Genomic DNA, 20,331 nt, shown 5'->3' with positions numbered 1-20,331 from the left:
CGGTGTTTGGGGCAGCTGGAGGGGCAATTTGCAACTACCGTGCCCACCCGGCTGGCGGCCGGCAGTCGGGGTACAGATACCGCTTAAAGCCCGTAGGTTGCCCCTGGGTTTAGGGTTCCGGCCTTCAAGGTACGTAAATAGTTGGCTTTTAGACCGGTGCAAGGCGAAAATAATGTAGCGTTCAGCCGATATATGCCCCGGGGCCGCTGCATTTACAGATACCGGATTTCCTTCAGGTCAAAGTGGCGGATCTGGCCATGGGTTTCCAGCGCCAGCCGGCCGGCCGCGTCGGTGCCCACGATGCGCCCGCGCAGGCGCCGGCCGCCGGCCTCGTAGGTATGCTCCTCACCAAACCGATACAGCACGGCCTGGTAGTCGGTTTGCAGCGCGCGCACCCGGCCGGCGCGCAGTTGCAGGTAGCGGCGCTCCAGGCTTTCGAGCAGGCGGGCGGCCAGCGGGGCCAGCTCGTAGGCCCGGCCCGTCAGGCAGCTCAGCGAAGTAGCCGTGGGTACGCCAAACTGCTGCTGGTTCACGTTGAGGCCGATTCCGACGATACTGTGCTGAATTTTTGCGCCGCTCAGCGTGTTCTCAATCAGGATGCCGCCCAGCTTCTGCGCGCCGTAGTACAGGTCGTTGGGCCACTTCACCCGCAGCGCCGGGCCGGGGCCGAGCAGCGCGCTCAGCCAGTCGTGCACGGCCAGCGCCACCGCCTGGCTGAGCAGAAACTGGTCGGCGGCGGGCAGAAAGGCCGGTTTCCAGACTACCGACAGCGTCAGGTTTTCGCCGGGCGCGGCCTCCCACTGGTTGCCGCGCTGGCCCCGGCCGGCGGTCTGTTTGTCGGTAATCACGCAGCAGCCATCCGTGGCCCGGTTTTGGCCTGCCAATAACTGGGCTTCCGAGTTGGTGGAGCCGCATTCGGGCAGCCAGAGAAGCTGTTGGCCCGTGAAGAGCGTTTGGGGGACCAGTGCCGCCATCTGTTTTTCGTACTTTGTGCTATTCAAACCTACCAAGACCTTATGAAAAGTACCTCAGTTCGACAGGATTCGGACAAGTTGGCAGATGTCGTCGTGCGCGGCATGCAGGAGAAGAAGGCGTCCGATATCGTCGTCCTCAACCTCAAAGACCTTAAAAATGCCGTTGCCGATTATTTTATTATCTGCTCGGCTTCATCCGATACGCAAATCGACGCCATTGCCCGCTCGGTAGAAGAGGAAGTGGAAAAGCTCACCGGCCAGAACCCCTGGCAGACCGAGGGCCGCACCAACCGCGAGTGGGTGCTGATCGACTACGTCGACGTAGTAGTGCACGTGTTTCTGCGCGACCGGCGCCAGTTTTACTCGCTCGAAGAGCTGTGGGGCGACGCCGAAATTACCTACGTGGAGGAAGAGGCTTCGGCCGCCGCAAACTAATTTAACTTAGTAGGCAGTGGTTGGGTTGGGGTAGAGAGTTGGCCGGCCGATGCGTGGTGAGACGAAATCCGCCCGTCTGTTGTTTCAGGTATGGAACGCGGGCGGGCGCCGAGTCAACTATTCCGGGCTTGCGCGGCTCTTCGTTTCAACGCAACTATTCATCCTAACTATTCACTCAGCAATTCATGTCTGATACGACGCCCAAAAAGAAAAAATCCCCCCTGCCCAACCCGGCCCCCAAGCCCGGTATGCAGTTGTGGGTCCTCTCGGGGTTGGTGGCGCTCATCCTCGGGATGGTCTATTTTTCCAGCGGAAGCCGGTTGGTAGAAATCAAGCAGCGCGATTTCGAGCAGATGCTCACGGCCGGCGACGTGGCCGACTTGGCCCTCGTCAACGACCGGGAAGTGCAGGTCAGCCTCAAGAAGGAAGCCCTGCAGAAGCCCGAGTACAGCAAGCGCCTCACCACCCAGCGCAGCCCGCTGGGGCTGCCGGGCGCCGGCGTGTCGGCCACCGGACCGCAGTTTGCCTTCCGCGTAGTCGATGGCAAAGTGTTCAAGGAAGACCTCGACAAGCTGCAGGCCACGCTGCCCACCGACCGGCAGGTAGGCCTGAAAATCACGGATGAGCGCGGTTTTGGCGACTTCCTCGGCACCTGGGGCTTCATGATTCTGCTCTTCGTGGGCTTCTGGTTCCTGATGCGCCGCATGAGCGGTGCGGGCGGACCCGGCGGCCAGATTTTCAATATCGGCAAGAGCCGCGCCGCGCTCTTTGAGGGGGGCGACAAGGTGAAGGTGACGTTCAAGGATGTGGCCGGCCTCGAAGAAGCCAAGGAGGAAGTGGAGGAAATCGTGGAGTTCCTCAAGAACCCCTCGAAGTTCACCGTACTTGGCGGTAAAATCCCGAAGGGCGCGCTGCTGGTAGGCCCTCCCGGTACTGGTAAAACATTGCTGGCCAAAGCCGTAGCCGGCGAGGCCGATGTGCCGTTCTTCTCGCTCTCGGGCTCCGACTTCGTGGAGATGTTTGTGGGCGTGGGCGCGGCCCGGGTGCGCGACCTGTTCAAGCAGGCCAAGGCCAAGGCGCCGTGCATCATCTTTATCGATGAAATTGACGCCATCGGCCGCAGCCGCAGCCGCGGCAACACGCCCGGCGGCAACGACGAGCGCGAAAACACGCTCAACTCGCTGCTGGTAGAAATGGACGGCTTCGGCACTGATTCCGGCGTGATTATTCTGGCGGCCACCAACCGCCCCGACACGCTCGACTCGGCCCTGCTCCGCCCCGGCCGCTTCGACCGCCAGATCAGCATCGATAAGCCCGACATCAACGGCCGCACCCAGATTTTCAGCGTCCACCTCAAGCCCCTCACGCTGGCCCCCGATGTGGACTCCCGCAAGCTGGCCGCTATGACGCCCGGTTTTGCCGGCGCCGAAATTGCCAACGTCTGCAACGAAGCCGCCCTGATTGCCGCCCGCCGCGACAAGAAGATGGTGACCATGCAGGACTTCACCGACGCCGTCGACCGCGTAATTGGTGGCCTGGAGAAGAAAAACAAAATCATCAGCCCCGGCGAAAAACGCATTGTGGCCTACCACGAGGCGGGCCACGCGGTGGCCGGCTGGTTCCTCGAACATGCCGACCCGCTGGTGAAGGTGAGCATCGTGCCCCGCGGCGTGGCCGCGCTGGGCTACGCGCAGTACCTGCCCCGCGAGCAGTTCCTCTACAACACCGAGCAGCTCATGGACGAAATGTGCATGACGCTGGGCGGCCGCGCCGCCGAGGAGCTGGTGTTCGGCAAGATTTCGACCGGCGCCCTGAGCGACCTGGAGCGCATCACGAAGGTGGCCTACAGCATCGTGACGATGTATGGCATGAACGAGAAGCTGGGCAACGTATCGTTCTACGACTCGAAGGGCCAGGACCAGTACGGCTTCACCAAGCCTTATTCGGAAGCTACGTCGCAGATGATTGACGAGGAAGTGCGTACCATTATCTCGCAGGCCTACATCCGCACCAAGGAACTGCTGACTGAGCGCCGGCACGAGTTGGAGGTAATTGCCAAGGAGCTGCTGGAAAAGGAAGTGCTGCTCCAGGACGACTTGGAACGCCTCGTCGGCCCGCGCCCCTACGACACCCAGACCAGCTACCAGGCCCACATGGCCGGCACCGACCGCTCGGAAACCCTGAGCGAGCGGAAGCAGGAGCACCCCGTAGCGCTGGACAATGATTTGCCCGACCTGAACCTGCCCGGCATCGACCAGGGCGGCGAAGGAGCCGGCAACTCGTCCACCGAGCCCAGCGGCTCGACCGTTACCCCGGTGTAATCGATACACTGAAGTGCATAAAAAAAGCCCGCCATCCGGCGGGCTTTTTTTATGCGTAGTTGATTGTAAAACGGTCTGGTTCTGATAAAGCTGGTGGCTCTATCGCACAACCAATTCCTTCACCACAATAGTGTCAGCTGAACTAGCGTCCAGAGTCAGCATATCAGCAATGTTCCAGTTAAGCGTTATTGTCTGGTTGCCGGTCGGCTTGGCCGCCGTCGAGACATATACCCAGCGGTTGGTGCCCTTTACTTGGTTTGTTAAGGCAAAATCTACTGTTTCTTTACCGCCTTTGGTGTCACCATAATTGATCTTGCCGGTATATAAAGTGCCAAGGCCTTTTTGTGCTTCCTCCTTGGTAGCAGCCACGCCAAAACGGGCAACTGTGGCTGGGGCAGACATATATCCGCGCATGCCAAACTGAAAGCTTACTGTTTGCGGGACAGTAACAGGACCTACTGGATTGTCCGTGTCATCGTCACAGCTTGTTAGGGCGATGCTGCCCACAGCCAAGAATAAACAGGCAATAGTTGAAAACGTGTTTTTCATCTGAGATATAAGAGTGAAGGTTCGAAAGGTAATTAATTTGTAACATCTCAATCTTTATCATCAGTTCGTCCTTTCGCGCAGAAACTGCTGAAAGGCGCTTAATTGGCGCGCTTTTTCGAAGCCCTGCCGGGCCAGCGCGGCCCGGATGCCGGGGAGCAGTTCCTGCAGCCAGGCGTGGAAGTCGGCCTCGGTGGCCACAAGAAAGCAGGTGGCCGGCGCAGTCGGGGTAGTGGAGCTGACGGCAGGCGAGTGTTGCATAGCAGGGATAAGGGTGAAGGACTGGCAGCGGAAATACCAAAAAGATGCCATTATCAATATTGGACTTTGCTGTTCAGCTTGTTAGCAAAGCAGAATTAGGCCTTAACGACCTGCAGGGCATACCAAGCCGATTAAGCAGGCAGCAAAAGCCCGAATTTTATAAGCTGTGGTTGGATTCGGAGGCAGAAAAAAACGCTTTGTGCCTCTTGTTGGGAAAAGCAGAAAAAATAGGTTCATTTTGAGAAGCTGCCGGATTTTCAGCCTGCCGAAACCCGCGTACCTTTGTGGTATGGCCGAAAGCTCCCGTGACCTCATTCTAAGCCGCATCCGTGAGGCCCTGCGGACGCCCGGCGCGGCGGCTGCGCCCCGGCCCGACTTTGCGGCCCCGCTGCACCCGCGCCCCGCCGATTCCGACGACCTGGCCGTGGCCTTCGCCCAAAGCTTCGTGCGGGTGGGCGGCGCCTTTTATTACTGCGAGTCGGTGGAGCACTTCTACGATCAGCTGTTCCTCTATAAAAAGGAGCAGCAGCTGGAGCACCTCTACGTGTGGGAGCCGGAGCTGAAAAAGCTGCTGCACGCCGGCGACCTGGTTTTTCGGGGTGATGAGGACGACTTTCGCGAGCACGCCGACGCGGGCCTGACGAGCTGCGAGGCCCTGGTGGCCCGTACCGGCAGCATTCTAGTGTCGGGCGCCACGGGCAGCGGGCGGCGGCTGAGCATCTACCCCGACCAGCATCTGGTGCTGGCCCGCACCTCGCAGGTGGTGGCCGACATCGCCGATGCGCTGCAGTTGATGCAGCGCAAATACGGCCCCGGCAAGCTGCCGTCCATGATTTCCCTGACTTCGGGCCCGAGCCGCACGGCCGATATCGAAAAAACGCTGGTGCTTGGGGCGCATGGCCCGCGCCGCCTCGCCCTTTTCCTGCTCGATGACGCGCCCGCCCCAACTGCCTGATTTGGCCCTGCCGCCCGGCTGCCGGGTGTACTTCGCTTCCGATTTCCACCTCGGCGCGCCCGATGCCGCCCGTTCGCGCGAGCGGGAGCGGCGCATTGTGCGCTGGCTCGATGAGGCCGCCCGCGACGCGGCGGCCATCTACCTGCTGGGCGATATTTTCGACTTCTGGTTTGAGTACCGCCACGCCATTCCGCGGGGCTTCACGCGCCTGCAGGGCAAATTGGCCGAGCTGACCGATGCGGGCCTGCCGGTGACGTTTTTCACCGGCAACCACGATATGTGGATGTTCGATTATTTCACCCAGGAGCTGAATATCCCCGTTCTGCGCCACCCGGTCAGCCAGCGCATCGGCGGGCACCAGTTCCACATCGGGCACGGCGACGGGCTGGGGCCGGGCGACCACACCTACAAGCTGCTGAAGCGGGTGTTTGCCTCGCCGGTGGCCCAGTGGCTGTTTGCGCGGCTGCACCCCAACTTCGGCATCGGGCTGGCCAACCGCTGGAGCCGTCACAGCCGCCTGCAAAACGGCCCCTCCGACGACCATTTCCTGGGCGACGACGAGTGGCTGCTGACCTATTGCCGCCAGCTGCAGCAGCAGTTTCCGCACGAGTACTACGTGTTCGGCCACCGCCACCTGCCCCTCGACGTAGAAGTAGCCCCCGGCAGCCGCTACGTCAACCTCGGCGAATGGGTCAATTATTGCACCTACGGCGTGTATGATGGCGAGCAACTGGCGTTATTGGAGTATGGGGGCTAGGTATAAGAGCTTAGAGCTTAGAAATAAGAAGTTAGCGCCTAGAAGTGAGGAAATGATCATTGTGGACAACAGGTTCTCAGTTCTCAGTTCTCAACTCTCAGTTCTAAAAATTCTCTTCCTCTCATTCCTTACATCTAACCTCTCCCTTCCCGCCCACGCCCAGACCACCGCGCCGCCGGCCGGCTCGGTGGTGCCGGCCGGGCAGGCGGCGGCGCCCGTAGCGCCGCTACGGCCCGATACGGCCGGTGCGGCCCTTAGCTGGCAGCTGGTGCGCACTGTGGCGCTGCCCCAGCCGGGCGCGGCCTCGCTCGACCGGCGTGGCAACCTGTATGTAACCGACCGCCAGAACAACCTGCGCCAGTTTGGGCCCGACGGGCAGCCGCTGAACGTGTACGCCCCGCCGCTGCCCGGCCACGTGATGCAGGTCGAAGCCTGGAACACGGCCAAAATCCTGGCTTTCTACGATGACCGCCAGCAGGTGCTGCTGCTCGACCGGTTTTTGTCGCCCATCAGCGAGCTGCCCTTGCTTCAGTTCCTCGACGGGCAGGCGCGGGTGGCGACGCTGGCCCCCGACGACCGTTACTGGCTGTTCAACGAGTCGGACCTGACGCTGCGGCAATTCGATGCAACCCAGAAGCGGTTCACCATCAGCACCCCGCTCGATATCCTGATTGGCCGTTCTCGCCCCGACTTCCGGTTCCTGCGCGAGTATCAGAACAACCTGTATCTGGTGGACAAGAACAGCGGCGTGTACGTGTTCGACAGCCTGGGCAACTTCCGCAAGAAGCTGCCGCTGCCGGGCCTGACCTACGTAGGCTTCCGCGGCGACGAGTTGTACTACCTGGCACCCGACGGCCTGCGTTTTTTCCACCTCTACAACCTGACCGAGCGCACCTTGCCGCTGCCGGTGCCGGATGCGCAGCAGGTGCTGGTGAGCGACCAATATGCCTACCTGCTGACGGTGGCGGGCGTGCAGGTGTACAAAATCCCCGGCAAGTAAGCTGCTGGCGGCCCGGCCAATTGGGCAGCGCAGGGCTGGCCGCCGACTGGATTTCTGGCTATATTTGGAAGCCGCTGCGCCAGTGGCTGTTGCCTCGCCTGTCGCCTCATCCTTCCTGCCCCAACCACGCCGCTATGCCACCTGCTTCGCTCCGCCGCGCCGGGGCTACTTTGCTGTTTATGCTGCTGAGTGCGGCCGTTTCTGTTCGGGTGGAAGCCCAGGCCCCGGCCCGGCCCGCCGCCGCCCGGCTGGCTCCCAGCCTGCGGCAGTTGTCCGATAATGCCCCCCGGCCGCTGCGGGTAAGCGTAACCGACGAAGCCGCATTCCGGCAGTGGCTGGCCCGCACCCGGCCCGGTGCCGCGGCCGAAGCCGAGCCGCACCAGAAAGGGCTGCTGCGGGTGCAGGGCCTGAGTGCTCCCGTGCTGGCCGACTGCCCCTGGGTGAAATTCGTGCAGGCCGCCGACCGCCGGGCGCGCCCCGAGCGGGAGCTGGGCGGCCTCGATTTCGGGGTGAACAAGGTGACGGCCGTGCACGCGCGCTTTCCCACGCTCACGGGTCAGGGCCTCACAGTGTCGGTGAAGGAAAGCCCGCTGGATATTGCCGACCTCGATTTCCGGGGGCGGCTGTTGGAGCCCGACCCGCTGGCGGCCACGCTCAACTCGCACTCCACCATCATGGCCACCATTATTGCCGGCGGCGGCAACACCTCGCCCGATGGCCGCGGGGTGGCCTGGCGGGCGCGCATCGCCCAATCCAGCTACGACAACCTGCTGCCCGACGACGGAGCGAAGCTGGCGGCCCAGGGCGTATCGGTGCAAAACCACTCGTACGGGGTGGACGTGGAGAATTTCTACGGTCAGGAGGCCCGCGCCTACGACCAGCAGGCCCGTCAGTACCCCACGCTGCTGCACGTGTTTTCGAGTGGCAACTCGGGCCAGCTGCCCGCCCCGACCGGCGGCCCCTACGCCGGCCTCGACAGCCTGGCCAACCTCACCGGCGAGTTCAAGAACGCCAAGAACAGCCTCAGCGTGGGCGTTACCGATGCCTTTGGGCTGGTGAACCCGCGCAGCTCGCGTGGGCCGGCCGCCGACGGCCGCCTCAAGCCCGAGCTGGTGGCCTACGGGGCCGGCGGCTCCTCCGACGCGGCGGCCCTGGTGTCGGGCATCAGCTTGCTGGTGCAGCAGGCCCACCAGCAGCGGCGCGGCACGCTGCCCACGGCGGCGCTGGTGCGGGCCGCTTTGCTGAATTCGGCCGATGACGTGGGCCGGCCCCAGGTTGATTTCGTGGCTGGCTATGGGCAGGCCGACGCGCTGGGGGCCGTGCAGACGGTGCTTGATGGCCGCTTCGTGGAAGGCACGGCCACCACCGGGCAGGAGCGCGTTTTCCCCATTACCGTGCCCGCCGGCGTGCATCGGCTCAAAATAACGCTGGCCTGGACCGACCCCGAAGCCGCCGCGGGCGCCACCTCGGCCCTCATCAACGACCTCGACCTGACGCTGCGCCGGCCCGCCACCAACCAAACCTGGCTGCCCTGGACGCTGAGCGCCTACCCGCACCGCGACTCGCTGGCCCGCCCCGCCCGCCGCTGCCCCAACCACCGCGACAACGCCGAGCAAATCACGCTCGATGTGCCCGTGGCCGGCACCTACGAGCTGCGGGTGCGCGGTTTTGCCGTGCCCCAGGGCCCGCAGGCGTTCAGTGTGGCCTACGAGCTGGAAAGCGGCCTGACCTGGACGGCGCCCACCAAAACCCGCGGTCTGGAAGCCGGCGCAACCGGCCAGCTGCTGCGCTGGCAGTGGACCGGCCCGGCCACTACGGCCCGGCTCGAATACAAGCCCGTGGGCCAGACGGCCTGGACGGTGCTGAGTGCCAGCGTCAACCTGGCCGATAAGCTGTTTCGCTGGACGGCCCCCGATGCCACCCGGCCCGGCCAGCTGCGGCTGGTGGCGGGCGCCACTACGGCCCTGTCCGACACCTTTTTTGTGGCCCGGCCACTGGCCCTGACCGTGGCCTACAGCTGCCCCGAGGAGGCGCTGCTGACCTGGCGCAAGGTGCCGGGCGCCACGCAGTACCAGGTGTACCGGTTGGGCGCCACCCACCTGGAGCCGTTGCGCCGCCTCACCGATACCACCCTGCTATTGACTACCGCCGAAGTTGCCGCCCGCTACTTCGCCGTGGCGCCCGTGGTAGCCGGCCGGGTGGGGCCGCGCGGGGCTACCGAAGACGTGCTGCAGGAAGACCACGGCTGCTACGTACGCAGTTTCGCGCCCCGCCTCCTGGTCACCGATTCGGTCCGCTTCGACCTTGCGCTGGGCTCGGTGTACCGATTGCAGGCCGTGGCGCTGGAGCGGCAGCTGCCCGACGGCAGCTTCCTGGAAGTCCAGCGCCTGAGCCCCGTGCCCGGTCTTACAATGGATTTGTTCGACCCAACGGCGCCGGCCGGCTACTCGCGGTACCGGGCCCGGCTCACGCTCAGCAGCGGCGCCAGCGTGTACAGCCAGCCCGAGCGGGTTTTCCGCGTCGTGCAGGCCGCCGATGTGCTGGTGTACCCGGTGCCGCTGCCCGCCGGCGAGCCGCTACGCATCGTGCTGCCCCCCAACGAGTCGGCCGAGGTGCGCCTGTTCGACCTGACGGGCCGGCTGCTGCGCACCGAAGCCGCCGAAGTGGGCGTCATCAAGCGCATCGCCACCGATGCCCTGCGCCCCGGCACCTACCTGCTCCGCATCCGCCTGCGCACCGGCGCCGAAATCACGCGCCGCGTACTGGTACTGTAAGTATTCGCCCCACGAAAATGCATTCACCATCCCGATAATGCCATTCCGGGAGCCGTGAACGGCTTTCCGGCCGGTGTGAATCATCCTCCGCAAGGCGTGAACGGCTTTCCGGTTGGTGTGAATGGTCTTCCGGACGGTGTGAACGACTTTCCGGTTGGTGTGAATGGTCTTCCGGACGGTGCAAACGACTATCCGGAGGGTGTGAACAGGTTACTGGTTGGCGTGAATGATCTTCTGGTCGGTGTGAATAGTTTGCCGACCGGTGTGAATGATTAAAGAGGCAGCGTGAAGGAGTAAAGGGGTGGCGTGAACGGCTAAAGAGACGATGTGAACAGGTTAAGAAGTAGCGTGAAGGAAGATAGAGGAAGCGTAAACGATTGAAACGGTGACGTGAGCGACCTAAGCCCCAGCGGGGCGACATATCGGTAGCCAGAAGCAACCACAATCACCCCAAAGCCCCAGCGGGGCAGCACCAATCGTCCAACGGCTGGTGTCGCCCCGCTGGGGCTTTGGGGTGATTGTGGTTGCTTCTGGCTACCGATATGTCGCCCCGCTGGGGCTGAAAAGACCGGCGCACAAGGCGCGTGCAAAAGCGTCAAACAAAAACCGCCCCGGCGCAAACGAGCCGGGGCGGTTCCAGTAAATCAGCTAACAGCTAACAGCTAACAGCTAACAGCTAACAGCTAACAGCTATTAATACACGTAGTTGAGGGCCGTGCGGTCGTTGGCGGTGAAGGGCCGGTCGCCGGTCGAGCCAATGCAGGCCAGCATCCACGAGTTGGGGTCGGCGCCCGAAGGCGTGCCGGGGATGAGGATGGCGCCGATGTTGCTGGCGCCCTCGTTGGAGGCCGCACCGCCGCAGCTATAGGCACGGTTGAAGTAGTCGGTGTGGCGGAAGCCGATGCAGTGGCCAATTTCGTGGGCCATGATGGTAGCCACGTTGTTGATGCTGCGGCCGCCAATCACGCTCGGGGCCAGCTTGAAGCCGGGAGCAGGGTTGCCGTTGGAGGGGAAGCCGCCCGACTGGCCCAGCACGCCGGGGCCCAGGTTGGCCGAGTACGTAATGGGCAAATCGGCGCGGCCCGAGGTGATGCGGCGGAACGTGATGCGCAGACCCAGGGCGTTGTAGCGGCGGATGGCCTCGTCGGCGGCCTGCACGTAGCCGTTCGGGAACTGGCTCGACACGCTTACGGTGAGTACCCGGGGCAGGCGGCCTACCAGGTTGGTGGTGCGGTACTGCTCATCCTGGCCCACGCGCAGCAGGTTGTGCTCGGGCTGGGCGGCCAGCATCTCGTTGGTCAGCAGAATGTCGCCTTCCACCACCACACCCTCATCGGTCTGGCGGGCATCGGCCGTCGTGAAGCCCAGTGCCTTGATCTGGCCGAGGGCGTTTTCCGAGACCTGGTTCTTAACCGTCACGTTGTCTTTCTGCTGGCACGACGAGAGGCCGAGTCCGGTGGAGGCCAACAAAGCCAGGGCAGCCAGTAAGTTGTTTTTCTTCATGGTGTTTGGTTGTGAGGAGGTAGGATGGTGGAACAATGTCCCAAACGTAGGCTTTTATTAATGATATTTCAAAATACAAGCGGTTTGATTATCGAAATTATATACATTGGCCTTTTGTAATGCATATCGAATAAAGTGCCTCTCCTGCCGCTATCGGTAGAATTATTCAGCTTTAGCTGGACTACAGGAAGAAGAAAAATTTATCGGCGGCTAGTCCCGGCCGGCGCAGCCCGCCCGCTCATGCCAGTCGACCGGCCGGCGGCAGGCAGCAGTCGGGCAGCTTAGGAGGGGCGGGAAGGCCGGGCTTAGCTGCCCCGGCTATTTGGTTATCTTTGTCGATAACCCATTTCGTGCCGTTGGCTGATTGGCCGCGGACTTACCTATATAGATTCTCCAAGCCGTGGCTTGTTCCTCCTGTTCTTCCGGCGGCGGCGGTTGCTCTACCAACGCTACTACTTCGGGCTGCGGCTCGAAGGGTAGCTGTAGCAGCGGCTGCACCCGCCTCAATGTATTCGACTGGCTCCAGGACCTGGATATGCCCAGCGACTTTAAAGAGTTCGACATCGTGGAAGTCCGCTTTAAAGGCGGCCGCAAAGACTTTTTCCGCAACCAGAGCCGCCTGCCGCTCATCACCGGCGACGCCGTGGTGGTAGAGGCCGCCGGCAGCGGCTGGCACCTGGGCCACGTTTCGCTCAAGGGCGAGCTGGTACGGCTGCAGATGAAAAAGAAAAAAGTGCCCCTCGACTCCAAGGACATCCGCCCCATTCTGCGGGTGGCCACCGACGACGATGCCGAGCGCTGGCAGGCCGTGCGCGACCTCGAAACGGGCACTATGTTCCGGGCCCGCGCCGTGGTGGAGGAACTGCGCCTGCGCATGAAGCTCTCCGACGTGGAGTACCAGGCCGACCGCACCCGCGCCACGTTCTTCTACTCGGCCGACGACCGCGTGGACTTCCGCGACCTGATCCGGCGCTTGGCCGACGAGTTTCGGGTGCGGGTGGAAATGCGCCAGATTTCGCTGCGCCACGAAGCCGGCCGCCTCGGCGGCATCGGCAGCTGCGGCCGCGAGCTGTGCTGCTCCACCTGGCTTTCCGATTTCAAGAGCGTGAGCACCACCGCCGCCCGCTACCAGAACCTGAGCCTGAACCCGGCCAAGCTTTCGGGCCAGTGCGGCCGCCTCAAGTGCTGCCTCAACTACGAGCTCGATACCTACCTCGACGCCCTAAAGGACATTCCGCAGGTGCAGCGCCCCTTGCTGACCGAGAAAGGGGAGTACACGCTGCAGAAAACTGACATCTTCCGCCGCAAAATGTGGTTTGCCGTGCGCGGCGACAACAACTGGGTGGTGCTGCCGGTGGAGCGCGTGCGCGAGGTGCTGGAGATGAACAAGCGCGGCGAAAAGCCCGACACCCTGCTCGTGCCGGTGCGCGAGGAGGAGCGTGCGCCCGAAGTAACGGCCATCGTGGAAGGCTCGCTCGAACGCCTGGACGACAAAATCACGTCTTCGTCGTCCAAGCGCCCCAAGCGCGGCAAAAAGAAGCCCACCGACGAGGCCCCGGCTGCCGCCCGCCCACCGCGCTCCGCCCGCCCCGAGCGCTCGACCCGCCCCGCCGCGCCCACCGCCGAGGATACTGATGTCACGCCGGCCAAAAGCGCTGGCCCTGCCGAAGGCGGCGAAGCCACCGAGGAGCGCGCCCGGCCCCGCGGGGCCGCTGCCAAGCCCCTCAACCGCCGCTCGGGCCGCGGCAGGGGCGGCGAGAGCCGCAGTGGCGAAGGCCGCGGCGAAAACCGGCGCGGTGCCGGCCGCCCGGCCCCCGAAGGTGGCGCCCCCGATGCACCCCGGTCTGGTCGCGAAGGTGGCCGGCCGCCCCGCAACGCCGCTTCGGAAGGTGGTTCGGACACTGGCCGCCCCGAAGGCGGCGAAGGCCGGGGCACCGAGCGCCGGGGCCGCTCGGGCAGCCGCCGCTCGGGCCGCTCGGCGGGGAGCCGCGAGGGCGGAGAGGGCCGCAACGGCGGCGGCAGCATACCACCTCCAACCGATTCCTGATGCGTAGCTTTTCTGACCCTATGCCTGTTTTGATGCGCGGACTGCTGGCATTGGCTGCCGGCTTGCTGCTGACGGCCTGCGACCCGGCCGAAGTCTACGAGAAGAACATCGATCTGGCCTCGCCGGCTGGCGACCCCTACGTGTGGGCCGTGCAGAACAAACCCACCTTCGAGTTCGAAATAACCGACCCGGCGCCCCGCTACGACGTGTACCTCAACATCCGCAACACGGCCGACTACAGCTACTACAACCTCTACACCCGCGTCACGCTCACGGGCCCCGACGGGAAGGTGCTCTCGCGCAAGCTGCACGGCATGAACCTGCTGGACCCTAAAACCGGCGAGCCGCTGGGCAACGGCAGCGGCGACATTTTCGACCACCGCATTTTGGCCCTGCCCAACCAGGAGTTCAGCCAAACCGGCACTTACCGCGTGCAGCTGGAGCAATACATGCGCCAGGACCAGCTGCCCGGCATTATGGCCGTAGGTGTGCGCGTGGCCCGCCACGAAGCCGGCAAGTAGTAAAACATAACCCGCCGGTCATTCTGAGCGGAGCGAAGAATCTCGCGTGCCATGCTAACCCTGTCGTCAGGATTTGCTGTGGCACGCGAGATTCTTCGCTCCGCTCAGAATGACCGGCGGGTTACTGTTCGCTATTTACTCCTCACTAAATCCGCTCTACTTTCACCGCGTTCTGGCCTTTGCGGCCGTCGATGATGTCGAAGCTGACGCGGTCATTTTCGCGGATTTCGTGGATGAGGCCGGTTTGGTGAACGAAGATTTCCTGGCCGTTTTCGTCCTGCACGATGAAGCCGAAACCTTTGGATTCGTTGAAAAACTTAACTGTGCCTGTTTTCATAGAAGGGGTAGGTGGTTGGAAGGAAGTGAAAGAAGGGAAAGCGTGCGGTAAATGGCAACAACGATTGTGCGCGGTAAATCTACACGGTTTTTCAAAGCAACAAAAGCCCTTGGGTGCGGAACGTGGCCGCCGGGGCTACGTATGTAGCAGCAATGCCACCTAAGCCTCCCCAGCCCATGACCGACGACGCCCGGAAACCCGATACTACGCCCGAAACCCCCAACAGCGCCCTGCCGCCCGAACTGCGCACGCCCCACAACCTGCCCGCCGAGCAGCCTTTCGCCAACGACGAGTTCAGCCACGAGCAGAACGAGGTAGCCGGTGCCAGCCGGGGCGAGTTCGGCCGCCAGGCAGACCTGGGTGCTACCCAAGGCGGCTACGGCGACGAGGCCAGCCGCGGCCTCGATACCTACGCCGGCCAGCCGGTGCAGGCGCCGGCCACCTCGGGTTACATCGGCGAGCGGGCCCAGCTCGAAGATGGTTTCCCCTCAACTGAAAACGGCAGCTTCGGCACCGTAGCCGTGGGCGCCGGGCACGAGGCACCCGAGTCGGCCGTGGGCCCGCGGTTCGGCAACGACAACGACGCGCCCAAGGGAATAGGGGAGGCCTATGCCCCAAACTACGGCACCTCCTCACTCGGTGGGCAATCAAACGCTGAGCCCGGCCCCGACGAGCAGCACCGCAACCAGCGCGAAGACTACACGCCCGGCCACCCCGAGGGCGGCCCCACGGGCCAGCGCACTGGCGAGGCGCCCACCAACGCCGGCTACGGCCGCGGCGAGGCCGGCAGCATCCCGCCCACTTCCGCCGACCGCAGCGGCTACAAAGCTGCCGGCTCGGCCAATTCGGAGGGCAGCGAGGCCGAGGGCTTCGGCTCGAAAGGCGGCTCCTACAACGACGAATACGACGACTCGAAGCCGGCCGCCACCGATGGCTCGCCCGCCAAAGGCGACCTCGACAAGCAGGCAGCGGCCCGCAACTACGGCCAGGCGTCCGATGAGCGCACCAACGCCCCCGACTCGCCCGACTACGGCGCGGCTCCCGGCCCGCCCGAAAAGCAGTAGAACTTCGCCGCACAGGGAATAGATACCCAGTAATATTTTGCCCCGCTTTGCCTGCCCGGTTGGAACAGGTAGGGCGGGGCAAAATTTTGTGCGGTCGGCAACCACCAATCCGGGCGCAAACCCTTTATCTTCCGAGCCTTTATGGTGCGGTATATGAGGATTTCCGGTTTGCGTTCCTGTGGGATACTGCTGTTAGCTGGCCTGGCCCGGGTGGGGGTGGCACAACCAACAGTCCGGCCCGATTCGGCTTTGGTGCCGGCGCGCCCGTTGTGGCTGGTGCGGCCCGCCGTGTTGCGGGTGGCAGTGCCCGTGGTGTTGGTGGCCGCCGGCTACGTGAGCCGCAACGAGAATTTTCTGGATGAGATGAAAGAGGAAGTGCGCGAGGAAACCCGCGAAAACTTCCCGCATTTCCACTCCAGCCTCGACGATTATAGCCGGCGCGTTCCAGTGGCTGCCGCCTACGGACTATTTGCCGTGGGCGTAAAAGGCGAGCGGGGGATAGTGCCGTTCACGGCTTGCTACGGCCTCTCGCACGCCCTGAGCTCGGGCCTGGTCAGCAACCTCAAGCGCATCAGCCACACCCGCCGGCCGGATATAGCCACCGATTTCAGCTCCTTCCCCTCGGCCCATACCGCCGATGCCTTCCTGACGGCCACACTGCTGCATGAGCAGTTCGGGCGGGGGCGTCCCTGGCTGTCGGTGGCCGGCTACACGGTGGCCACGGCCACCGGGGCCATGCGCATGCTCAACGACCGTCACTGGCTCACCGACGTGGTGGCCGGGGCCAGCATCGGCTTTCTGTCGGCCGAAACCGTGTGGCGGCTCTACCCGGTGCTGGCCCGCCGGCTGCCCGGCCATCTGGGCCAGAAGCTGCTGTTGCTGCCCACCTACGCCCCCGGCGGCGCCATTGGCGCCGTGCTAGTGGTGAGGCAGTGAGGTGAAATGGTGAGGTGGTGAGATGGTGAAATGGTGAGTTTGATGTTCCAGGGGCCTACCGGCACAAGCGGCGCAGTCAGGCCCCTGGAACATTAAACTCACCATCTCACCATTTCACCTCACCACTATATAAGGCAGCAGCTTTTCGTAGGTGGCCTCGTCGAGGATGCGGATTTTGCGCAGGTCGGTGGGTTGCTGGAAGGGGCCGTGCTGCTGCCGGTAGGCCACCAGCACGCGGGCCAGGCGCTTGCCCAGGTAGGGGTGGGCCTGCAGCACTTCGAAGGAAGCGGCATTCACGTCGAGGCGGGCGGGGACGAAGCCGGGGGCCACAAAAGTGTACTTGCGCAGGCTGTCGATGAGGTCGGGCGCGTCGCGCAGGGCGAATATTTCGGCTAGCTGGTCTTCGTGCCGAAATCCGCCCAGGCGCTGGCCATACTCCACCACCCGCCGCGCATAGCCCCGCCCGATGCCCCGAATCTGCATCAGCTGAGTGGTGTCGGCTGCGTTCAGATCGAACGCCGCGAGGTTGCGGGGCTTGGGCACGAAACCGGGCCGGGCCTCGAAAGGCTTGCGCTCGGAAAATCGCTCGTTTTTGGCAAACGTGCGCTTCTCGCGGGGCGGCAGCTGCTCGGGCAGCTGGATGTAGGGCGCCAGGCGGGCGTAGGTGGTATCGGAGAGGCCGTAGGCTTTGCGCAGCTGCTCCTTGGCCCGGAAGCCGCCCACCACGGTGCGGTACTTCACCAGACGCTCGGCCAGCCAGGCGGGCAGCCCGCGCGCCTGCCAGTCGCGGGCCGAAAACGTGTTGGGGTCGAAGGGCGCCAGCGGCACCTGGGGCACCCGCTCGCGGACGGGGTAGCGGCGCGGATAGCGGCTGGCGTAGCGGTTCCCGTAGGCGGGCCGGGCAACGCGGCGGGCGGCCAGCTCGGCGGCCCAAGCATCGAGGCGGCGCTGGTCGGGCGCGGGGTCGTAGGCAGGCAGGGCGGGGCGCAGCAGCGGGGGCAGCGCCAGCAGCAAAACCAGCAGCGCCAAAAGCACAAGTAAACCCGAGGTTTCGCGGCGCGAAAAGCCGAAGTAGCGCCGCACGGCCCGGCGTAGGCCCGCCAGCGGCCCGGCAGCGTTCTGGCGGCTACGACGACGGGCAGGCGGCTGGGGCCCCGGGGCGGCGGAAGGCATAACGGATACGGCTTAGCACTACATAAGTCGCTCAGTTTAACCGGAATTCCGCACAAAGCCAAATTAGTTGACAGTTGTTCGCTGTCAGGATAACGGTAATGTCATTCTGAGCGCAGCGAAGAATCTCGCGGGCAGTGGTAACCCTAACGATAGAGTTGCTTTGGCACGCGAGATTCTTCGCTGCGCTCAGAATGACATTCCCATTATCCTGACGACGAACAACTCACTCCCGCATCTTCACCTCCACCTCGTAGCGGTAGCGGGGCGGGCCGCCGAGCGGGATGGCGAAGAAGGGTAGGGCCACATCGTACTGGTCGGTAACGAAGAAAACCAGGTCGTTGGGGGCTTTGGAGAGGGTGGTAAGCTGGAAATCAAGCGAGAGGCCGTGCTCTTTGGCCACCACGGCATGGGTGCTGGCGGCCCAGGTGTTGTTGCCGCTCACAGTGGCCGGGTGGCCGTTTTTGGCTACGCTGAAAATCTTCAGCTGCACGCCGCCATCCACATCGAAATTGCTCTGCCGGATGCTCACTACCCGGTCGTTCACGAAGGGGTAGAGGTGGGTTTTGGCGCCGACTACCGGCGTGAGCCGGAACGAGTATTCGTAGGTGAAGGCGTTGCCGCCCTCCACGGGCACGTTTTCGGTGGGCGAGGAGCTCAGAAAGTAGCGGTACAGGTTGCCATCGTCGCCGCGCAGTCCCTGGGCAATCAGCTTGAATACGTAGCCATCGAACTCGGGCGTCAGCTCGCCTTCGAGCGGATTGAGGGGGCCGAACGTGTACCAGCGGTTGTCGTAGGTGGGCTCGGCGCCGAAGGTTTTCTGGGCCAGCAGCGTGCCGGCGCGGTACTTTCCCTTGGGGCTGGTGGCGCGGGCATCGGGGGCCGAGTGGGCATCGGGGCCGCCATAGAGGCTGAAGCTGGTGGTGGTGTTCCAGTTGCCCTTGGGCTCGTCGTGGCGGCCGCCGCAATCGGGGTCGAACACGCGGATGTACACCGGCTGGCGGCGCTCTTTGGGCACCAGGAAAAAGAAGGTCTGGCTGAAGTCGTCGTCGCCCCAGCTGGGGTCGGCCTGGGCCCCGAACGTGACCAGAAACGGGATATTCTCGCCGGGATTGGGCGCGGCCTGGGCCCGGGCCCGGCCCACTGGCAGCAACAGCGCGCCCAGTAATGGCAGAAGGAGCAGAACGAAGCGTGAAAAGAACGAAAGCATGGTCCGAAAGTAGCGTTCAGCCGGCAATTTCCGGGTAATGGGGCCACGAATTGGCCGCCGGCCGTTGCCGAACCGGCCGGCTTCGCGTATCATTACGGCGCAAACCCGTCCTTTACTACCCGCTATTATGTCTGCCTATCCTGCTACCACTGCCGAATTTCTGGATGCCCTGACTGCCGATGTAGAGCGGGTGCGCGAGGTGGCCAACCGCCGTTTTCGGGTGCTCGACAGCGACCAGCTCAACCGCGGGCCGGGGCCGGGCCGCTGGAGCGTGGGCCAGTGCCTGGAGCACCTCAACCTGATTGGGGGCCTTTATCTGCCCGTTATGAGCCGCAAAATTCAGGCGGCCCAGCATCGCAACACCCGCCCGGCGGCCACCGTGAAGCACGGCTACTTCGGCCAGAAACTGACGGCAGCCATGCGTGTGCCGGCCGCCGAAAAACCGCTCAAGTCGCCCCAGCAGTACGCGCCCAGCGGCTCGCGGCTGCCGCGCACGGTGGTGGAGGTGTTCACCCGCCAGCTCGACGAGCTGAGCAACCTGCTCAGCCAGGCCCGCCGCATCAACATGAACGCCATCCGCATCCCCAACCCGGTGGTGCCGCTGCTGCTGCCGCCGCTACCCGATGCCTTCGAGTTGCTGGTCGAGCACCTCAAGCGCCATCTGCAGCAGGCCGAACAAGTGCTCGACGGCCTGACGAGCAGCAAATAGACCGCCATCGTTATGCAGCACAAAGCCCTGCCGGATGATTCCGACAGGGCTTTGTGCTGCGTGCTAACGTGGCAGATTACGAGCCGAAAAAGTAGCTGAGCGAAAACTGGATAACCCGGTTGTGTACCTTGATATCATCTGGACGCTTCCCGTCACTATCCTTCGATACGAGCGTATTCAGGCCCAAAGAATAGCCTAATTGCGCCTGTATAGGGCCTTTCTTATAGCCAATTCCTCCATTGAAACCATAATCAGGCTGGTTAATGTAGAAATCATCCGAATTGTCTTTTTCCTTGCCTGCAAACTTGATCTTAGTAGTTTCTGATCCTGATTCGTCTATTCCGGGGCCGGAAACGGTGTAGGTAGACTTTTGCTTACCTCCAAGGCCTACCCCAATGTAGGGGCCGGCAAATACCTGAAAGCCTTCCGTGCCGCCGGTCGTGTATACCAGGTTCACGGGGAGTTCCAGGTAATTGAGCCGAGTATTGCTTTCTATCTCATAGCTAGCCGGACCGACGTTATCAGATTCTTTTACCTTAAAACCCTTCTGCGAAAACAATAACGAGGGCTGAAGGGCCAGATTGCCGAAAGCGGCATTCAGCGTAATGCCAGCCTGTGGAGAAATCAGCAGTTTTGTGTCCGGCTCATCGTCCTTATCATCCGTTTTGTAAGATACATTGGCCAGATTCAGTCCAACGCGGGGGCCTACAGTTACCTGGGCCTGAGCCCATGTGGTGCCACCTAGCGTTAGGATTGTGGCGAGCAGAAGCGTGCGGGTTGGTGTGAGCATGATGAAAGGAAGATAAAAAGG

At 63.3% G+C, this 20,331-nt stretch carries 20 protein-coding genes; 12 read left to right on the top strand and 8 right to left on the bottom strand.

What is annotated here, in order from left to right; translation table 11 throughout:
• Positions 1–212: 212 nt before the first annotated feature.
• Positions 213–974 (bottom strand): biotin--[acetyl-CoA-carboxylase] ligase, encoded by a 762-nt coding sequence (locus tag H145_RS0107860; protein ID WP_026351349.1) that lies wholly within the window; start codon positions 972–974, stop codon positions 213–215.
• Positions 975–1,016: 42 nt separating this feature from the next.
• Between H145_RS0107860 and rsfS the strand changes: the two genes are divergently transcribed.
• On the top strand, positions 1,017–1,409 hold the full coding sequence (gene rsfS / locus H145_RS0107855) for a ribosome silencing factor (protein WP_026351348.1): 393 nt from the start codon (positions 1,017–1,019) through the stop codon (positions 1,407–1,409).
• A gap of 185 nt (positions 1,410–1,594) precedes the next feature.
• Positions 1,595–3,730, top strand: a complete 2,136-nt coding sequence (gene ftsH / locus H145_RS0107850; protein ID WP_019947591.1) for an ATP-dependent zinc metalloprotease FtsH — start codon at positions 1,595–1,597, stop codon at positions 3,728–3,730.
• A gap of 99 nt (positions 3,731–3,829) precedes the next feature.
• On the opposite strand, the gene H145_RS0107845 is transcribed toward ftsH, so the two are convergent.
• On the bottom strand, positions 3,830–4,279 hold the full coding sequence (locus tag H145_RS0107845; protein WP_157541363.1) for a hypothetical protein: 450 nt from the start codon (positions 4,277–4,279) through the stop codon (positions 3,830–3,832).
• A 60-nt stretch (positions 4,280–4,339) separates the two neighbouring features.
• Positions 4,340–4,537, bottom strand: a complete 198-nt coding sequence (locus tag H145_RS24045; protein ID WP_157541361.1) for a hypothetical protein — start codon at positions 4,535–4,537, stop codon at positions 4,340–4,342.
• A 289-nt stretch (positions 4,538–4,826) separates the two neighbouring features.
• On the opposite strand from H145_RS24045, the gene H145_RS0107835 reads away from it, so the two are divergent.
• From H145_RS0107835 to H145_RS24040, 5 genes are all read left to right on the top strand, one after another.
• Positions 4,827–5,492 (top strand): LutC/YkgG family protein, encoded by a 666-nt coding sequence (locus H145_RS0107835; protein WP_019947588.1) that lies wholly within the window; start codon positions 4,827–4,829, stop codon positions 5,490–5,492.
• Positions 5,467–6,249 (top strand): UDP-2,3-diacylglucosamine diphosphatase, encoded by a 783-nt coding sequence (locus tag H145_RS0107830; protein ID WP_019947587.1) that lies wholly within the window; start codon positions 5,467–5,469, stop codon positions 6,247–6,249. Before H145_RS0107835 ends, H145_RS0107830 begins: the two co-directional genes overlap by 26 nt.
• Before the next feature lie 52 nt (positions 6,250–6,301).
• Entirely contained in the window at positions 6,302–7,249 is a 948-nt protein-coding gene (locus tag H145_RS0107825; protein ID WP_205619301.1) for a hypothetical protein, read from the top strand.
• A gap of 134 nt (positions 7,250–7,383) precedes the next feature.
• Complete coding sequence (locus tag H145_RS0107820; protein WP_083937722.1) at positions 7,384–10,023, top strand: S8 family serine peptidase; 2,640 nt, start codon at positions 7,384–7,386, stop codon at positions 10,021–10,023.
• Between the two features lie 54 nt (positions 10,024–10,077).
• On the top strand, positions 10,078–10,299 hold the full coding sequence (locus tag H145_RS24040) for a hypothetical protein (protein WP_157541357.1): 222 nt from the start codon (positions 10,078–10,080) through the stop codon (positions 10,297–10,299).
• A 417-nt stretch (positions 10,300–10,716) separates the two neighbouring features.
• Here H145_RS24040 and H145_RS20445 read toward each other — a convergent pair whose 3' ends face one another.
• Entirely contained in the window at positions 10,717–11,526 is an 810-nt protein-coding gene (locus tag H145_RS20445; protein ID WP_019947584.1) for a M57 family metalloprotease, read from the bottom strand.
• Positions 11,527–11,926: 400 nt separating this feature from the next.
• On the opposite strand from H145_RS20445, the gene ricT reads away from it, so the two are divergent.
• Positions 11,927–13,573, top strand: coding sequence for a PSP1 domain-containing protein (gene ricT, locus H145_RS20440; RefSeq protein ID WP_169513174.1), 1,647 nt, complete (start codon positions 11,927–11,929; stop codon positions 13,571–13,573).
• A 32-nt stretch (positions 13,574–13,605) separates the two neighbouring features.
• Positions 13,606–14,094: a gliding motility lipoprotein GldH gene (locus tag H145_RS0107800; RefSeq protein WP_019947582.1), complete on the top strand. Its 489-nt coding sequence runs from the start codon at positions 13,606–13,608 to the stop codon at positions 14,092–14,094.
• A gap of 145 nt (positions 14,095–14,239) precedes the next feature.
• Here H145_RS0107800 and H145_RS0107795 read toward each other — a convergent pair whose 3' ends face one another.
• Positions 14,240–14,431, bottom strand: coding sequence for a cold-shock protein (locus H145_RS0107795; protein WP_019947581.1), 192 nt, complete (start codon positions 14,429–14,431; stop codon positions 14,240–14,242).
• Positions 14,432–14,607: 176 nt separating this feature from the next.
• Here H145_RS0107795 and H145_RS0107790 point away from each other — a divergent pair, with 176 nt between their 5' ends.
• Together H145_RS0107790 and H145_RS20435 are read left to right on the top strand one after the other, a co-directional pair.
• Positions 14,608–15,495: a hypothetical protein gene (locus H145_RS0107790; RefSeq protein ID WP_019947580.1), complete on the top strand. Its 888-nt coding sequence runs from the start codon at positions 14,608–14,610 to the stop codon at positions 15,493–15,495.
• A gap of 153 nt (positions 15,496–15,648) precedes the next feature.
• Entirely contained in the window at positions 15,649–16,431 is a 783-nt protein-coding gene (locus tag H145_RS20435; protein WP_169513173.1) for a phosphatase PAP2 family protein, read from the top strand.
• Positions 16,432–16,545: 114 nt separating this feature from the next.
• On the opposite strand, the gene H145_RS0107780 is transcribed toward H145_RS20435, so the two are convergent.
• Positions 16,546–17,604, bottom strand: coding sequence for a ComEA family DNA-binding protein (locus H145_RS0107780; RefSeq protein ID WP_083937720.1), 1,059 nt, complete (start codon positions 17,602–17,604; stop codon positions 16,546–16,548).
• Positions 17,605–17,827: 223 nt separating this feature from the next.
• The gene (locus H145_RS0107775) at positions 17,828–18,811 is read right to left on the bottom strand and encodes a hypothetical protein (protein ID WP_019947577.1); all 984 of its coding nucleotides are present in this window, start codon (positions 18,809–18,811) and stop codon (positions 17,828–17,830) included.
• A 127-nt stretch (positions 18,812–18,938) separates the two neighbouring features.
• Here H145_RS0107775 and H145_RS22665 point away from each other — a divergent pair, with 127 nt between their 5' ends.
• Positions 18,939–19,520: a DinB family protein gene (locus tag H145_RS22665; RefSeq protein WP_019947576.1), complete on the top strand. Its 582-nt coding sequence runs from the start codon at positions 18,939–18,941 to the stop codon at positions 19,518–19,520.
• Between the two features lie 76 nt (positions 19,521–19,596).
• Here H145_RS22665 and H145_RS0107765 read toward each other — a convergent pair whose 3' ends face one another.
• Positions 19,597–20,310 (bottom strand): porin family protein, encoded by a 714-nt coding sequence (locus H145_RS0107765; protein WP_019947575.1) that lies wholly within the window; start codon positions 20,308–20,310, stop codon positions 19,597–19,599.
• Positions 20,311–20,331 lie beyond the last annotated feature (21 nt).

It is taken from the genome of Hymenobacter aerophilus DSM 13606 (genome assembly GCF_000382225.1).
GTDB classification, from domain to species: domain Bacteria; phylum Bacteroidota; class Bacteroidia; order Cytophagales; family Hymenobacteraceae; genus Hymenobacter; species Hymenobacter aerophilus.
The sequence above is the reverse complement of the archived record's forward strand: the minus strand, read 5'-3'. Positions and strand labels throughout refer to the sequence as shown.

Coding starts and splice junctions, on each gene's coding strand:
- H145_RS0107820 (WP_083937722.1), top strand. CDS start 7,384: ATGCCACCTGCTTCGCTCCGCCGCGCCGGGGCTACTTTGCTGTTTATG.
- H145_RS0107825 (WP_205619301.1), top strand. CDS start 6,302: ATGATCATTGTGGACAACAGGTTCTCAGTTCTCAGTTCTCAACTCTCA.
- H145_RS0107780 (WP_083937720.1), bottom strand. CDS start 17,604: ATGCCTTCCGCCGCCCCGGGGCCCCAGCCGCCTGCCCGTCGTCGTAGC.
- H145_RS0107835 (WP_019947588.1), top strand. CDS start 4,827: ATGGCCGAAAGCTCCCGTGACCTCATTCTAAGCCGCATCCGTGAGGCC.
- H145_RS20445 (WP_019947584.1), bottom strand. CDS start 11,526: ATGAAGAAAAACAACTTACTGGCTGCCCTGGCTTTGTTGGCCTCCACC.
- rsfS (WP_026351348.1), top strand. CDS start 1,017: ATGAAAAGTACCTCAGTTCGACAGGATTCGGACAAGTTGGCAGATGTC.
- H145_RS0107800 (WP_019947582.1), top strand. CDS start 13,606: ATGCGCGGACTGCTGGCATTGGCTGCCGGCTTGCTGCTGACGGCCTGC.
- H145_RS0107860 (WP_026351349.1), bottom strand. CDS start 974: ATGGCGGCACTGGTCCCCCAAACGCTCTTCACGGGCCAACAGCTTCTC.
- H145_RS20435 (WP_169513173.1), top strand. CDS start 15,649: ATGAGGATTTCCGGTTTGCGTTCCTGTGGGATACTGCTGTTAGCTGGC.
- H145_RS0107795 (WP_019947581.1), bottom strand. CDS start 14,431: ATGAAAACAGGCACAGTTAAGTTTTTCAACGAATCCAAAGGTTTCGGC.
- H145_RS0107775 (WP_019947577.1), bottom strand. CDS start 18,811: ATGCTTTCGTTCTTTTCACGCTTCGTTCTGCTCCTTCTGCCATTACTG.
- H145_RS22665 (WP_019947576.1), top strand. CDS start 18,939: ATGTCTGCCTATCCTGCTACCACTGCCGAATTTCTGGATGCCCTGACT.
- H145_RS0107845 (WP_157541363.1), bottom strand. CDS start 4,279: ATGAAAAACACGTTTTCAACTATTGCCTGTTTATTCTTGGCTGTGGGC.
- H145_RS0107830 (WP_019947587.1), top strand. CDS start 5,467: ATGACGCGCCCGCCCCAACTGCCTGATTTGGCCCTGCCGCCCGGCTGC.
- H145_RS24045 (WP_157541361.1), bottom strand. CDS start 4,537: ATGCAACACTCGCCTGCCGTCAGCTCCACTACCCCGACTGCGCCGGCC.
- ftsH (WP_019947591.1), top strand. CDS start 1,595: ATGTCTGATACGACGCCCAAAAAGAAAAAATCCCCCCTGCCCAACCCG.
- H145_RS0107765 (WP_019947575.1), bottom strand. CDS start 20,310: ATGCTCACACCAACCCGCACGCTTCTGCTCGCCACAATCCTAACGCTA.
- H145_RS0107790 (WP_019947580.1), top strand. CDS start 14,608: ATGACCGACGACGCCCGGAAACCCGATACTACGCCCGAAACCCCCAAC.